Source organism: Snodgrassella sp. ESL0324, assembly GCF_013344955.1.
GTDB classification, from domain to species: Bacteria; Pseudomonadota; Gammaproteobacteria; order Burkholderiales; family Neisseriaceae; genus Snodgrassella; species Snodgrassella alvi.
In genome coordinates, this window is record NZ_JAAEDS010000014.1 from 324,055 (window position 1) to 338,048 (window position 13,994).

Below are 13,994 nucleotides of genomic sequence, written 5' to 3' on the forward strand. Positions count from 1 at the left end.
TAACATTAACACCAGACTGACAAATTCTTACCCTTAATGACAGTTACAGGTATAGCCAATGTCCGAAATTCAGCCACATCTACTTTGCCGTGAACTTAGCCTGCTGGCTTTCAATCGTCGCGTTCTGGCACAGGCGCAGGATACACAGGTACCCTTACTCGAACGTTTACGGTTTTTATGTATCGTTTCTTCCAATCTGGATGAATTTTTTGAAGTAAGGATGGCATGGCTGCGGCGTACCCGTGAACTCTCACCACATATTCCTCTGGCCAATGGCGAACTACCGGATACAGTTATTGCCAATGTAACCGAAGAAGCTCACGCCATTATTGCCGAACAATACAGATTATTTAACGATGAGCTGATTCCGGCACTGCGCAGTGAAGGCATATCTTTTTATCCGCGCAGTGAATGGAGTGAAGCACAACGCCAGTGGGTAGCTGATTACTTCCGAAATGAACTGTTACCCATTCTGACCCCTATCGGACTGGATCCTTCGCATCCTTTTCCGCGTTTACTGAATAAATCACTGAATTTTGCAGTAGAACTGGAAGGTAAAGATGCTTTTGGGCGTACCGGTGGCATGGCCATCGTTCAGGCTCCGCGTATTTTGCCAAGAGTACTGAAAATGCCTAAGGAATTATGTGACGGACATGATGGTTTTGTATTTCTGTCGTCAATCCTGCATGCTCATGTGCATACACTCTTCACTGGAATGAGCGTTAAAGGCTGCTATCAGTTTCGCCTTACCCGCGACAGCGACTTAAGTGTTGATGAAGAAGATCTGGAAAATCTGCGCACGGCAATTGCCGGTGAATTACAGGGAAGACAATATGGAGATGGTGTCCGGCTGGAAGTAGCCGATAATTGTCCGGCACACGTTTACGATTTCCTGCTAAGCCATTTTCATCTGGGGCGCGACGAATTGTACCGGGTAAACGGTCCGGTAAATCTGGTACGACTGATGGCTGTACCGGATATGGTTGAACGCAATGATTTAAAATTTCCGCCATTTATTCCCGGCACACCGGCCATTCTGAATAAAAATCGCGATATGTTCAGCATCATCAGCCAGCGCGATATTTTACTCTATCATCCCTATCAGTCTTTCGAACCTACAGTTCGTCTGATTCAGCAGGCAGCCGATGACACTCAGGTTATTGCGATAAAAATGACCATTTACCGCACTGGCAGTAACTCTGACCTGGTAAAAGCACTGATGAAAGCGGCACTGACAGGCAAACAGGTTACCGTAGTAGTAGAACTGATGGCCCGTTTTGATGAAGAAACCAATCTGAACTGGGCGGGTCAGCTTGAAGCTGCCGGTGCCCATGTCGTATACGGAGTTTTTGGTTATAAAGTTCATGCCAAAATGGCACTGATAGTACGACGTGAAGACGGCAGGCTGAAACGCTACGCTCATGTCAGTACAGGTAATTATCATCAGGGCACCAGCCGAATTTATACTGATCTGGGTCTGATGACCTGCAATCAGGATATCAGCGTGGATGTTAATACCGTATTTATGGAAATCACCGGTCTGGGACAACCCAATAATCTGCATAAAATAGCGCAAAGCCCGTTTACTCTGCACAAAATGCTTCTCAACAGCATTAATAACGAAATTGAGCAGGCAAAAGCCGGCAAAACAGCTCGTATTATTGCTAAAATGAACGCACTGGTTGAGCCTTCTATTGTCGATGCCCTGTATGCAGCCAGTCAGGCCGGTGTACAAATTGAGCTGATAGTACGCGGAATATGTGTGCTGCGTCCAGGTGTTAAAGGCTTATCAGAAAATATCCGGGTACGCTCAATAGTCGGCCGGCTGCTGGAACATGCACGGGTATTTTATTTTGAAAATGGCGGTGATTCTAAACTATGGATATCGAGCGCCGACTGGATGGGAAGAAATCTGTTCCGTCGTGTAGAAATTTGCACACCGATTGAAACACCTGAGCTAAAACAACGTATAATCAAGGAAACTCTGATGCTTGCGCTGGCTGATAATCAGTGTGCATGGCTGATGCAGCCGGATGGTCAGTATGAGCGCATTAAACCAGCAGAGAAAGAGTCTATAACCAATATGCAGAATATGCTTATTGAGCGTTATCGCCAGTAATAATACTGGTTGCAAACCTAAAACTACCGAATGGCCGGTCAGAATGCTGAATTAATTGTGTAGTAAGCAGTTTTAGCCAGTGCCATGGCAAAAAAAGCAAGGTTATCCATCCGGATACCTTGCTTTTCGTTTGCTTAAATAAAAATTACTGATGTCCGGTACTACCAAAACCGCCTTCTCCGCGGCTGGTTTGCGCAAATTCATCAACCACAGTAAAAGCTGCCTGCATAACCGGCACAATAATCATCTGAGCAATCCGTGCCAGAGGTTCAATGACATACGCTTCCTGACTGCGATTCCACAACGATACTTTTAATTCTCCCTGATAATCCGAATCAATTAACCCGACCAGATTACCCAGTACAATCCCATGTTTATGCCCCAGACCGGAACGCGGCAATATCAGAGCCGCGTATCCCGGATCAGCCAGATGTATGGCCAGTCCGGTTGGTAACAGAAAGCTTTCTCCCGGCTGCAAAGTAACCGGTGTTTCAATACAGGCACGTAAATCCAGCCCGGCCGAACCAATCGTCGCATATTCAGGTAATTGTTCTGCCATTGACGGATGTAATATTTTAATTTGTACAGATAACTCAGAAGCACTCATAAAAACCAGTCTTTAAATAATAGATCATTAAAAATATCAGGACAGCAAGCCCCTATAACACATCAGTAACAGTCTTTTACTGTCACGGCAATAATTGTGCCAGCCGTTCAACAATAGCCGCAGCGGTATCTGCTTTACTCATCTGCGGTAAAGCCGTTTCCTGCTCGTCATCAAGTAAAATTACCTGATTGGTCGTTTTACCCATAGCCAGACTCACATCATTGGCTACCAGTAACGGCACACCTTTTTTCAGCCGTTTAGCACGCGCATATTCCAGAACATGCTCACTTTCTGCGGCAAAGCCGACACAGAAAGGTGCATCCGGCCGGCCGGCTACAGTTGCCAGTATATCGGCATTTTCAGTCAGTTCGATTACAGGAACAGCCTGCCCCGGCTGTTTTTTCAGTTTTTGTACACTGCAGTTTTTTACTTTGTAATCAGCCACTGCTGCTACAGAAATAAACACATCCTGCTGTGGCAATAAACGCTCGACTGCATTCAGCATAGAATCTGCACTGACAGCCTGTTCAGTGTAAGCCAGCCCTGCTGCCATTGAGGTATTAATCTGTCCGTATACCAAAGATACACTTGCTCCGGCCGCACGGCAGGCACGTGCCAGAGCCATACCCATCTGTCCGCTGGAAATATTGGTAATACCGCGTACCGGATCAATGGCTTCAAAGGTTGCCCCTGTCGTAATCAGTACCCGTTTACCAGCCAGCACCGGCAGTGTCCAGACATCTGCCAGCAATTCCGCCAGCTCAGCCGCTTCCAGCATGCGTCCGCTGCCAGTTTCGCCACAGGCCTGCTCACCGACTGCCGGTCCGAATATTTTTATCTGATCCTGACGTAATAAAGCCAGATTACGCTGATTAGCCGGATTATTCCACATCTGTACATTCATTGCCGGCGCAACAGCCAGCGGACAGGTACGGGCTGCTACCAGAGTTGTCAGCAGATTATCAGCCATGCCATGCGCAATTTTCGCCAGCGTATTGGCAGAAGCCGGTGCAATCAGCATTACATCTGCCTGACGACTCAGATTGATATGAGCCATCCCGTTGCCGCCGGCAGCATCATGGGTATCCAGTAATACCGGTTCTCCGCTCAGTGCCTGAAAAGTAGTGGGACTGACAAAATCAGTAGCTGCCTGTGTCATCACAACATTAACCTGATGTCCTGCTTTTTTAAGCAGTCGCACCAGTTCACAACATTTATATGCAGCAATACCACCACAAATACCCAGCAACACCTTTTTCTTCATTACTTATACATCCATCGTCATGACCGGCCGTTAACAGTTATCTACCGAATTTTCATTTAACCCAGTCAGAAAAAAATAAAACAAACTATTTGATTAGAAGGAAAATTTTTTGCATAATCCATTTATACTCACATTCACATTTTATAATTGAAAATCAGTACAATCTAATTATCAGATACAACTGCTCAGTAGATCAGGTTTAAATGAATATAGCAGCCAATAATTACATGATACACTAGGCAATATTCAGCCTGCCAGACAGCATGTTCTCTGTCTGACCGTACTTTAGCTCAATCCTAACAAAATTTTATTCAATTTAAAAAGTACCGCTAAATCCCTGTTTACATACAAAGTTATACTCTAAGTGGAGAATTTAAACGTATTAACACTTAAATTTCATTGCCCCATACTAAATGCTTGCATACAATGCGTCCCCTAAAGCAGGAGCAGAATCGTTTTTGCACCGTTCTTTAAACATTACAGTAAACATCCATATGCCGAGCATTGGCTGGAACGATTTTTCTGGAGTAACCTTTAATTATGAGCGAAAACGCAACCACCAGACCCGGTGCCGATCCAGCACATTACTTACAGATTAAAGACATCGTCAAGACCTATGGTGATAATTACGCCGTAGACCATATTAATCTGACCATCAAAAAAAACGAAATATTCGCCTTGCTCGGCAGCTCCGGCAGCGGTAAATCGACTTTATTACGCATGCTCGCCGGTATGGAAACACCAACTCAGGGACAGATTATCCTTGATGGTGAAGATATTACTAAATTACAACCCTACGACCGCCCTATCAATATGATGTTTCAGAGCTATGCCCTGTTTCCGCATATGACGGTCGAACAAAACATCGCTTTCGGACTAAAGCAGGACAAACTGCCCAAAGATGAAATCAGTGCACGGGTAGAAGAAATGCTGCGTCTGGTACAAATGAGCAAATACGCCAAACGCAAACCTCACCAGCTTTCCGGTGGTCAGCAGCAGCGTGTTGCACTGGCACGCAGTCTGGCAAAACGCCCTAAATTGCTCTTACTGGATGAACCTCTGGGCGCCTTAGACAAAAAACTGCGTCAGCAAACCCAGCTGGAACTGGTGAATACTCTGGAAAAAGTAGGCGCTACCTGTATTATGGTTACCCATGATCAGGAAGAAGCCATGACAATGGCTTCACGTATTGCCATCATGTCTGACGGACAGTTGCAACAGGTTGGCACACCTTCTGATATTTACGACTATCCGAATAGCCGCTTTACAGCTGAATTCATGGGCGAAACCAATATTCTGGAAGGCAAAGTGACTGAAGACGGTGCCGACCATACCATTATTCACTGCCCCGAAATGCAACAACTGGTTTATCTTGGTCACGGTATCAGCGGACCGGAAGATCAGAAAATCTGGCTGTCTATTCGTCCTGAAGATATCAACATCTATCGCGAGCAACCTCAGCAGGAATATAACTGGTCAGCCGGAATTGTCAAAGAAATTGCCTATCTGGGCAGCTTCGGTATTTTTCATATCCAGCTGCCTTCCGGCAAAATTATCAAAAGTCAGGTGTTATCCTCATACTGGGAACAATACAGCATTCCTATGCCCACCTGGGAAGAAAAAGTTTACATCAGCTGGCCGGATAATCAGGTCAGCCCTCTGACCCATTAATTGGCGCAGGAGCTTAAACATGAACTGGTTTAACCGCCTCAAAGGCTTGCGCCCGACACAGGGACTGGTTGTCGGCATCCCTTATATCTGGCTACTGGTACTTTTCCTTATTCCGTTTTTTATCGTACTTAAAATCAGCTTTGCCGAACAGGATATTGCTATCCCACCCTATACTCCGCTGTATCATGTAGATGCTGAAATGGGACGGGTAAATATTCTGGTCAGCTACCAGAATTATGCCGATATTTTCAATGATTTCTGGCATTCTCTCGGACAAATGTTTATTGGCAATTTAGGCGATAATATTTACCTGCTGACTTACTGGTTATCTATTAAAACCGCTTTCACTACGACACTTATCTGTTTGCTGGCAGGTTATCCGATAGCCTATGCTATCGCCCGGGCACCGGAAAAAATCCGTAACGGTCTGCTGCTTACCATTATGCTGCCTTTCTGGACATCATTTCTGCTGCGTGTATATGCATGGATGAGCCTGCTCGGCCATAACGGTATTATTAATACTTATCTGATCAAATGGGGACTCATCAACAACCCGATGAATATGCTATACAACTCATTCTCACTGAATCTGGTTATGGTATATACCTATCTGCCCTTTATGATTCTGCCTCTGTATACTCAGCTGGTAAAACTGGACAACCGCCTGCTGGAAGCCGCTGCCGATCTCGGTGCCGGCCCTATTAAAGCATTTGTTTCCATTACTCTGCCACTATCCAAAGCCGGAATTATCTCCGGTTCGATGCTGGTCTTTATTCCGGCAGTTGGTGAATTTGTGATACCCGAACTGATAGGCGGACCAAAAAATCTGATGATTGGTAAAGTACTGTGGCAGGCTTTCTTCGATCAGAATAACTGGCCGCTGGCGTCAGCAGTGGCTGTCATTATGGTGCTGTTGCTGGTGATTCCGATTACCCTGTTCCATCGCTATGAAAACCGGGAAATTGAAGAAGGAGCCAGTCATGCATAAAAACATATCATCCTGGTTTCTCAGAGTAATGCTGTTTCTGGGGCTGGCATTTTTGTACATACCCTTGGTTGTGCTGATTATCTACTCATTCAATAATTCGCGACTGGTCACTGTATGGGGAGGTTTTTCCACTCAGTGGTACAGTAAATTATTACAAAATGAACAGATACTTGATGCTGCGTGGCTTTCAGTACGCATTGCTTTGTGCTCGGCGGCAGCCGCAGTCATTCTGGGGACACTTGCCGGCTACGCATTAGCCCGCATCAAACGTTTCCGTGGTAGTACCTTGTTTGCCGGTATGGTTTCTGCACCAATGGTTATGCCGGACATCATTACCGGTTTGTCCATGCTGCTGTTAATTATTCAGGTACAGATATTGTTGCAAAACAGTGTTTTTAGCTTTCTGTATTTTGAACGCGGCTTTTTTACTATCTGGCTTGGTCATACCACCCTGTGTATGGCCTATGTAACTGTTATTATCCGCTCACGTTTGTCTGAGCTTAATCAGTCACTGGAAGAAGCAGCCAAGGATCTTGGTGCAAGGCCATTAAAGGTATTTTTTCTGATTACACTGCCTTCAATTGCTCCGGCTATTGCATCTGGCTTTCTGCTGTCCATTACACTGTCGCTGGATGATTTAGTCATTACATCATTCCTGTCCGGTCCGGGTTCTTCCACTTTGCCAATGATTATATTTTCAAAAATCAAACTGGGTCTGGATCCGCAAATGAATGTACTGGCCACCATCATCATTGCACTGGTAGGTACACTGGTTATTGGTATTAATTACTTTATGATGCGGCAAAATACCCGACGTGAACGGGAAATGGCAGAAGCCTATCGACAGAGCCAGTTACTTGAGGCTAACAAATAAAAATTGCATATATGGCAGCTATCTGATTTCGGTTAGCTGCCAATTTTTCATCTTCCTAATCAGTTTAATCATGTAACTATGTCTACCTACATACCGCCAGATACAGAACGCATTGACAGCTACTATACAGCCAGCTGTAATGACCACAGCCACTATCCAAGTTTAAAAGGTACTGTTGAAGTGGAAACCTGCATCATTGGTGGCGGACTGAGCGGAATCGGTACTGCATTGCCACTGGCACAACAGCAGCATAGTGTAGCACTTATCGAAGCCGCCCGAATCGGTTATGGCGCCTCCGGCCGTAACGGCGGTCAGGTCATTTATGGTTACGCTGCTGAAATGAGCAATCTGGCCAGCATGATCGGACTGAAAAATGCACAAACACTCTGGCAGTGGAGCCGTGAAGCTGTCACTCTGATTGAACAACAGATTCAAACCTACCAAATCAGCTGTGACTGGCAGCGTGGTTACGCTCATGCAGCTATCCGGCCGCGCCAGCTGCGTGCCTTAACTGAATGGGTGAAAGAAGCTGCCGAACACTACCATTTTCATGATTATGAAGTATGGAATTCAAACCAGCTGCAACAGCAACTGGCCAGTGAACGCTATACCGGCGCTATTTTTGACCATCAGGCCGGACATTTACATCCACTTAACTACTTACTTGGACTGGCTCGTGCAGCTGCCCGTGCCGGAGCATTGCTGTTTGAACATTCCCCTATGCTTTCGCTGGAAACATGGCAGCACGGATACCGGATTACCACACCAAACGGGAATATCATTGCAAAAAATCTCGTGATTGCTGTCAATGCCTTTACCCGCAGTCTCCGGCAGGCACCTATAAAGGCGCTCGAAGCCAAAATCCTGCCGGTAGGTACATACATGATTGCAACCCAGCCGCTTGGGGAGCGTGCTCAGCAACTCATCAAAAATAACATGGCAGTATGTGATACCCGTTTTGTACTTGATTATTATCGCCTGAGTGCAGACAACCGCCTGTTATTCGGAGGTAAAGTGAATTATTCCGGTCGTGAACCAGGCCGGCTGCAACTCATTCAGAGTATGCGCCGTGATATGCTTAAAGTATTTCCACAACTGGCAGATGCAGAAATTGATTATGCCTGGGGTGGTCTGGTTGATATCAGCATGAACCGCCTGCCCCATTTCGGGCGTCTTAACCCGCAACTCTATTTTTTACAAGGATTTTCAGGGCATGGCGTGGCTGCTGCCGGTATGGGCGGGCAGATTATTGCTGAGGCAATCAGTGGTGATGACAGCCGTCTGAACATGTTTGAAAAAATTATACATCACAACTTTCCCGGTGGCAGTTTACTGCGCCTGCCCATACAATGGGTAGGAACAAGTTATTACCGTCTAAAAGATTTATTACCTTAATTTTAAGAGTTATAAACTTAACTATAGTACAATCAATACCCGTTTTTGAATTCAAGCAACAGGCTTCATGACCGCTTCCGACTCTTCTGCCTTTTATCAGCATGCATTACAACAGTGCCTGCTCATACAAACCGGCCTGATGCAAAGCCATATACTGACTAACGGCGAAAAAGTATGGGTACGGCAAGCTGGTGCACGCAACAGTGCCTGGCGCTATCACTTATTAAAAATAGCTCAGAAAATAAGTGGTATACACATGCTGCAACCTGTACCCAATTTGGGCGGAATACCTGCACTGCAAACCGAAGCATCCCGTCTGCGTGCTCTGGCCTCAGCAGGAGTGCGGGTTCCTGCCATTCTGGCGCAACAACCGGATGCACTGATGATTAGTCATATTGGCAATCACAATCTGGAAAAAGAATGGAAACACTGTAAGCATCAGCCTGAACTTCTGTTGCAACGCTGGCAGCTTGGTCTTAACGCCATCGAAGATGTACATAAACGCAAGCAATACCTGAGTGAAACTTTTGCACGCAATATGATTTACATTAATCAGGACAGCATAGGCTTTATCGATTTCGAAGATGATCCTTTATCCGCGATGACATTAACGCAATGCCATTCCCGCGACTGGCTATGCTATCTGCACTCAGGTGCACGTTTAATGCAGGAATTCGGCGTAACTATTCAGGCTAAAGAATTATGGCATAGCGTACTGCATAATCAACCAGATGAAGTAAGTAGTATTGTCAACAAAAGCTTACATAAAATCCGCTGGATGCGTCATCTAAAGGCTAAATTTTATGGTAAAGACACACTTAAGCTTGCCGCGATGGCCGAATACGCCTGAAATAAGCCCGGCTAATGCACAATCATGATCGATATTGCAAACTCAGGTATATAAAATAATTTTCCTCATCAAATAAAAAAGCTGTAGCAACAATAATATGCTACAGCTTTTTTAAGCATTAACTGAATTCAACTTGCAGCCCGCTGACAATGCATTACCATTTTCTGCAACATCCATGGTTCTAATAACTGAATATGCTTGTGCTCAACCTTTATCCAGCCTTCATGCTGAAATTTAGACAAAGTACGGCTTACTGTTTCCAGCTTTAGCCCCAGATAGCTGCCAATTTCTTCACGTGACATACGCAAAATAAAATCATTTGCGGCAAAACCACGAAAACTCAGACGATGAGATAAATTCACCAGAAACGCAGCCAGACGCTCTTCTGCACGCATATTACCCAGCATCAGCATCAGCTCCTGAGTACGCAGAATTTCCTGACTCATCAGACGATAAAAATGTATTTGTAATGAAGGCAAAATATTACCGGCATCTTCCATATTAGTGAATGGTAGCTCACATACCTCACTATCTTCCAGAGCTACTGCATCACAGCCATGAACATTATGACAAATACCGTCCAAACCCAATAATTCACCTGACATAAAAAAACCAGTTACCTGATCTCGTCCGTCCCGGCTATTAACCATGGTTTTAAAAAAACCGGTTCGTACGGCAAATATTGCATTAAACGGTTCACCGGCGCGAAACAGATACTCACCTTTTTTTAACCGACGACTCTGACGAATAATCGCCCCCAAATCAGTAAGTTCCCGATCTTTAAGCATTACCGGCATACAGAGAATATGCAGAGAACATTTTTCGCATAATTTCTGTACTATTTCACCCTGTTTATACAATCTAATCATAATATATTTAATAATTACTGATTACACTCTGCCCAGAACATCATATAACAAACATATTGATATAAATCAAATTTTTAAAAACTATTCAATATAGTATTGTTATAGACAAAGTGAATTGAATTTTCCTTCAGACCCTGATTTAATAAAAAAATTGGCTTATTATGTTTTCACTGCTTTACTTTACTGCCTGATGTATTCTACCATAAATAGTTATCACTCTTATCTATTTCACCAGACCAACACAAGAATAACCATCATTACCCAATGAACACACCACGCATCAACATAGAATTCGACCGTACCCTTATCGCTTCCTTACCGTCTTCCGGCCCGCGTTATACTTCCTACCCTACAGCAGACCGTTTTAATACATCATTCACCGCAACTCAGTTACAAACTGTTTTACAGCAAAACATTGGTGACAAACCAGTTTCCCTGTACGTACATGTGCCTTTCTGTAATACCATCTGTTACTATTGCGGCTGTAATAAAATTATTACCAAAGATACCAGCCGTGCCGATATATATATCCGGTATCTGGATAAAGAACTGGCACTGCTGGCACAAAACTGGCAGGGTAAGCCGCTGCTGGCACAATTACATTTCGGCGGCGGTACACCAACCTTTCTGAATGATGACCAGCTCAGTCACATCTTTGCCAGTATCAGCCGCTACTTTACCCTGTCAGAGCAGGGTGAATATTCGATTGAAATCGATCCGCGTAAAGTAACAGCTGAAACTGTGGCTCATCTGGGCAGACTCGGTTTTAACCGGATGAGCATCGGTATTCAGGATTTCAATCCGGCGGTACAACAGGCCGTTAACCGCATCCAGAGCGAAGCTGAAACCCGGACAGTCATTGAGGCAGCCAGAGCTAATGGTTTTCACTCTGTCAGTGTCGACTTAATCTATGGTTTACCGCACCAGACTGAAGCCTCTATGCGCTGCACACTGAATCACGTACTGACTCTGCAGCCGGATCGCATTGCCATGTATCACTATGCGCACCTGCCGCATCTGTTCAAACCCCAGCGGCGTATTGACACATCAGCCGTACCCGACAGCAGTGTTAAACTGGATATTCTGCAAAATACCGTTCAATATCTGTTACAACAGGGCTATATCTTCATCGGCATGGATCATTTTGCCAAACCTGATGACGAACTGGCCATTGCCTTATCTGAAGGCCGTCTGCAACGCAATTTTCAGGGTTATTCAACCCATGCAGACTGTGACTTAATCGCCATCGGCGTATCCAGCATCGGCAAAATCAACAATATCTACAGCCAGAATGAAAAAGAACTGTCTGCCTACTATCAGGCTCTGGATGAAAACCGCCTGCCGGTTATGCGCGGGTACCAGCTTAATGCGGACGATTTACTGCGCCGGCGTGTAATTCAGGATTTGATGTGCCGCTTCCAGCTTAATTACACTGATTATAGCCATGCCATGCAACAGCCTTTTCAAACTTACTTTGCTGCTGAGCAGACTGATTTACAGCACCTGCAACAGCTTGGCCTGCTCAATCTTACTGATCAGAATTTACAGGTAACACCCAAAGGGAGGCTGCTGATTCGCAATATCGCCATGGTATTTGACTACTATTTGCGCCAGAAGCGCACCGAAGCCCAGTATTCGCGTACATTATAATAATCAAACCGCAACAGTTACCATCGTTTTATCAGCAAGATAAATAACGTTGCCAAAATTAATAAATACTGCAACTGTCCGCCATCGCCATTTACTTAACTGCAAACCAATTTTACTGTTTTAAAATTAAACCAGTTCCCAGGGTAAATCACGCCGTTTATGAACTGGTTTTAACTTTTTCTCATTACGCAATTGCTGAGCAGCCCAGCGTAAATCATATTGCCAGGTATAAAGCATACTTCCGGATGCTTTCAACTCCTGCTCATATTTATCCCAGATATATTTACTGACATCCTTAGGCCAGCCAGATCCGCCTAAGTACTTCAGTGCTTCAATTACCCATAATTTCATTATATCTCTGGTAACCACTGGTTAATCCTCTTTAAAATTATTCTGGTCATTTATGCCTGAACGATATATAAATTACTCAGTATCCTGAAAAAAGAACAGTCTGACATCATTGAAATGTTTACCAAACCTGATAAGCTGAAACAGTTTTTACATTACGCATGCACTAGTACACTGCCTACTATACTTAATCAGCGCCAGGATGCATTACAGCATCTGCCCGTTAATTTTCGCTGCGCTGCGGTACTGATGCCTGTTGACTGGAATCATGGTAACGCGCAAATCTGGCTTACTCAGCGCAGTCAGCAACTACGCCAGCACCGCGGACAAATCGCTTTTCCCGGCGGCAAACTGGAAAATAATGAAAGCAGTATCAATGCAGCATTTCGCGAAAGCGAAGAAGAAACCGGACTAATTCGTAATCAGTGGCAGCTGGTCGGAACCTTACCTCAATGCTATCTGCCCAGCGGTTTCAAAGTTGTTCCTGTTCTGGCCTGGAGCAATTCATCTCTATACTGGCAGCTCAACCCGTCAGAAGTCAGCGAAATATTCCCTGTACCCTTACCTGTTGTTCTGGATAGCAAGCTATACCAGCATAGTATTAAACAACATCAGCAACTTAAGCTTAAGGTATATCATTTACATTATCAGAACCGGCATATCTGGGGAGCTACTGCATGCATGCTATTACACCTGGCTCAATGCTATCAGGTATGGAGCAGGCAAAACTATCAACACTAATCCAGTAAATCAATACGTACTATTTCTCCGCATAACTGTCTTACATGCTCCAGACAATGTGCCGGTTTCAGGGACTGAAAAACATAAGTTAGCTGTGCCTGAAAACTTCCGGCAGCTATTTCATCGCCATCTCCAGCCACACCACTGGGCATATCCAGCGCCACCTTAAACACATCTGCCTGAGAGACTGCATCAAAACAACGTGCAATAGCCTGAGGCAACTCACCATGGAAACCAGTACCATAAACAGCATCCACAACCAGATGCACAGACGGCAGCACAATATGCAACTGCGAAGTATCAATACAATCTACAGTAACCGGCAGACATTTCCGGTTAGCTTCTGCAAGAGCTGATAATTGCTGTCCCTGTAAAAACAAAATCGTTACCGGCCAGCCATGTAAAGACAACACTCGGGCTAATACCAGCCCATCACCTGCATTATTCCCTTTACCACACAATATCAGTGTATGCTGCGAGGAACGAAACCGACATAATAAATCCTTTGCTGCACGACTTCCTGCATGTTCCATCATTCGGGCATAACTCAAACCTTCACGGTTCTGTGTATCCTCCCATGCTTTCATCTGTGCCACAGTCCAGACTGGCGTATTCATA

General features: G+C 44.8%; 13 protein-coding genes. 8 read left to right on the forward strand and 5 right to left on the reverse strand.

Features of this window, described 5'->3' with window-relative positions:
* The first annotated feature begins 58 nt into the window (after positions 1-58).
* Complete coding sequence (gene ppk1, locus GYY70_RS08495; RefSeq protein ID WP_174832051.1) at positions 59-2,119, forward strand: polyphosphate kinase 1; 2,061 nt, start codon at positions 59-61, stop codon at positions 2,117-2,119.
* 145 nt (positions 2,120-2,264) lie between these two features.
* On the opposite strand, the gene dut is transcribed toward ppk1, so the two are convergent.
* Positions 2,265-2,726 carry a dUTP diphosphatase gene (gene dut, locus GYY70_RS08500; protein WP_084547891.1) on the reverse strand — a complete coding sequence of 154 codons (462 nt, stop codon included), beginning with the start codon at positions 2,724-2,726 and terminating at the stop codon, positions 2,265-2,267.
* A gap of 82 nt (positions 2,727-2,808) precedes the next feature.
* Positions 2,809-3,990 (reverse strand): bifunctional phosphopantothenoylcysteine decarboxylase/phosphopantothenate--cysteine ligase CoaBC, encoded by a 1,182-nt coding sequence (gene coaBC / locus GYY70_RS08505; protein WP_174832052.1) that lies wholly within the window; start codon positions 3,988-3,990, stop codon positions 2,809-2,811.
* 540 nt (positions 3,991-4,530) lie between these two features.
* Between coaBC and GYY70_RS08510 the strand changes: the two genes are divergently transcribed.
* The 5 genes from GYY70_RS08510 to GYY70_RS08530 all read left to right on the forward strand — a co-directional run bounded on the left by GYY70_RS08510 (position 4,531) and on the right by GYY70_RS08530 (position 9,768).
* The gene (locus GYY70_RS08510; RefSeq protein ID WP_084547893.1) at positions 4,531-5,661 is read left to right on the forward strand and encodes an ABC transporter ATP-binding protein; all 1,131 of its coding nucleotides are present in this window, start codon (positions 4,531-4,533) and stop codon (positions 5,659-5,661) included.
* A gap of 19 nt (positions 5,662-5,680) precedes the next feature.
* Positions 5,681-6,649, forward strand: coding sequence for an ABC transporter permease subunit (locus GYY70_RS08515; protein WP_078475665.1), 969 nt, complete (start codon positions 5,681-5,683; stop codon positions 6,647-6,649).
* Positions 6,642-7,523 (forward strand): ABC transporter permease subunit, encoded by an 882-nt coding sequence (locus GYY70_RS08520; protein WP_084547894.1) that lies wholly within the window; start codon positions 6,642-6,644, stop codon positions 7,521-7,523. The genes GYY70_RS08515 and GYY70_RS08520 overlap by 8 nt, the downstream gene beginning before the upstream one ends.
* Before the next feature lie 78 nt (positions 7,524-7,601).
* Positions 7,602-8,918 carry an FAD-binding oxidoreductase gene (locus GYY70_RS08525; RefSeq protein WP_174832053.1) on the forward strand — a complete coding sequence of 439 codons (1,317 nt, stop codon included), beginning with the start codon at positions 7,602-7,604 and terminating at the stop codon, positions 8,916-8,918.
* 67 nt (positions 8,919-8,985) lie between these two features.
* Positions 8,986-9,768: a hypothetical protein gene (locus GYY70_RS08530; RefSeq protein WP_078475668.1), complete on the forward strand. Its 783-nt coding sequence runs from the start codon at positions 8,986-8,988 to the stop codon at positions 9,766-9,768.
* Between the two features lie 128 nt (positions 9,769-9,896).
* Here GYY70_RS08530 and fnr read toward each other — a convergent pair whose 3' ends face one another.
* On the reverse strand, positions 9,897-10,637 hold the full coding sequence (fnr, locus tag GYY70_RS08535) for a fumarate/nitrate reduction transcriptional regulator Fnr (protein WP_084563361.1): 741 nt from the start codon (positions 10,635-10,637) through the stop codon (positions 9,897-9,899).
* A gap of 264 nt (positions 10,638-10,901) precedes the next feature.
* Here fnr and hemN point away from each other — a divergent pair, with 264 nt between their 5' ends.
* Positions 10,902-12,287: an oxygen-independent coproporphyrinogen III oxidase gene (hemN, locus tag GYY70_RS08540; protein WP_174832054.1), complete on the forward strand. Its 1,386-nt coding sequence runs from the start codon at positions 10,902-10,904 to the stop codon at positions 12,285-12,287.
* A 126-nt stretch (positions 12,288-12,413) separates the two neighbouring features.
* On the opposite strand, the gene GYY70_RS08545 is transcribed toward hemN, so the two are convergent.
* Complete coding sequence (locus GYY70_RS08545; protein ID WP_084547899.1) at positions 12,414-12,638, reverse strand: hypothetical protein; 225 nt, start codon at positions 12,636-12,638, stop codon at positions 12,414-12,416.
* 114 nt (positions 12,639-12,752) lie between these two features.
* On the opposite strand from GYY70_RS08545, the gene GYY70_RS08550 reads away from it, so the two are divergent.
* The gene (locus GYY70_RS08550; protein ID WP_174832055.1) at positions 12,753-13,376 is read left to right on the forward strand and encodes a CoA pyrophosphatase; all 624 of its coding nucleotides are present in this window, start codon (positions 12,753-12,755) and stop codon (positions 13,374-13,376) included.
* On the opposite strand, the gene GYY70_RS08555 is transcribed toward GYY70_RS08550, so the two are convergent.
* The gene (locus tag GYY70_RS08555; RefSeq protein WP_174832056.1) at positions 13,373-13,993 is read right to left on the reverse strand and encodes an NAD(P)H-hydrate epimerase; all 621 of its coding nucleotides are present in this window, start codon (positions 13,991-13,993) and stop codon (positions 13,373-13,375) included. The genes GYY70_RS08550 and GYY70_RS08555 overlap by 4 nt on opposite strands.
* Position 13,994: the final 1 nt, after the last annotated feature.

Bases quoted from the DNA above. Each gene is read 5' to 3' on its own strand.
- GYY70_RS08510 (WP_084547893.1), top strand. From the start codon at position 4,531: ATGAGCGAAAACGCAACCACCAGACCCGGTGCCGATCCAGCACATTAC.
- coaBC (WP_174832052.1), bottom strand. From the start codon at position 3,990: ATGAAGAAAAAGGTGTTGCTGGGTATTTGTGGTGGTATTGCTGCATAT.
- GYY70_RS08550 (WP_174832055.1), top strand. From the start codon at position 12,753: ATGTTTACCAAACCTGATAAGCTGAAACAGTTTTTACATTACGCATGC.
- GYY70_RS08525 (WP_174832053.1), top strand. From the start codon at position 7,602: ATGTCTACCTACATACCGCCAGATACAGAACGCATTGACAGCTACTAT.
- GYY70_RS08555 (WP_174832056.1), bottom strand. From the start codon at position 13,993: ATGAATACGCCAGTCTGGACTGTGGCACAGATGAAAGCATGGGAGGAT.
- GYY70_RS08530 (WP_078475668.1), top strand. From the start codon at position 8,986: ATGACCGCTTCCGACTCTTCTGCCTTTTATCAGCATGCATTACAACAG.
- GYY70_RS08515 (WP_078475665.1), top strand. From the start codon at position 5,681: ATGAACTGGTTTAACCGCCTCAAAGGCTTGCGCCCGACACAGGGACTG.
- fnr (WP_084563361.1), bottom strand. From the start codon at position 10,637: ATGATTAGATTGTATAAACAGGGTGAAATAGTACAGAAATTATGCGAA.
- ppk1 (WP_174832051.1), top strand. From the start codon at position 59: ATGTCCGAAATTCAGCCACATCTACTTTGCCGTGAACTTAGCCTGCTG.
- GYY70_RS08520 (WP_084547894.1), top strand. From the start codon at position 6,642: ATGCATAAAAACATATCATCCTGGTTTCTCAGAGTAATGCTGTTTCTG.
- hemN (WP_174832054.1), top strand. From the start codon at position 10,902: ATGAACACACCACGCATCAACATAGAATTCGACCGTACCCTTATCGCT.
- dut (WP_084547891.1), bottom strand. From the start codon at position 2,726: ATGAGTGCTTCTGAGTTATCTGTACAAATTAAAATATTACATCCGTCA.
- GYY70_RS08545 (WP_084547899.1), bottom strand. From the start codon at position 12,638: ATGAAATTATGGGTAATTGAAGCACTGAAGTACTTAGGCGGATCTGGC.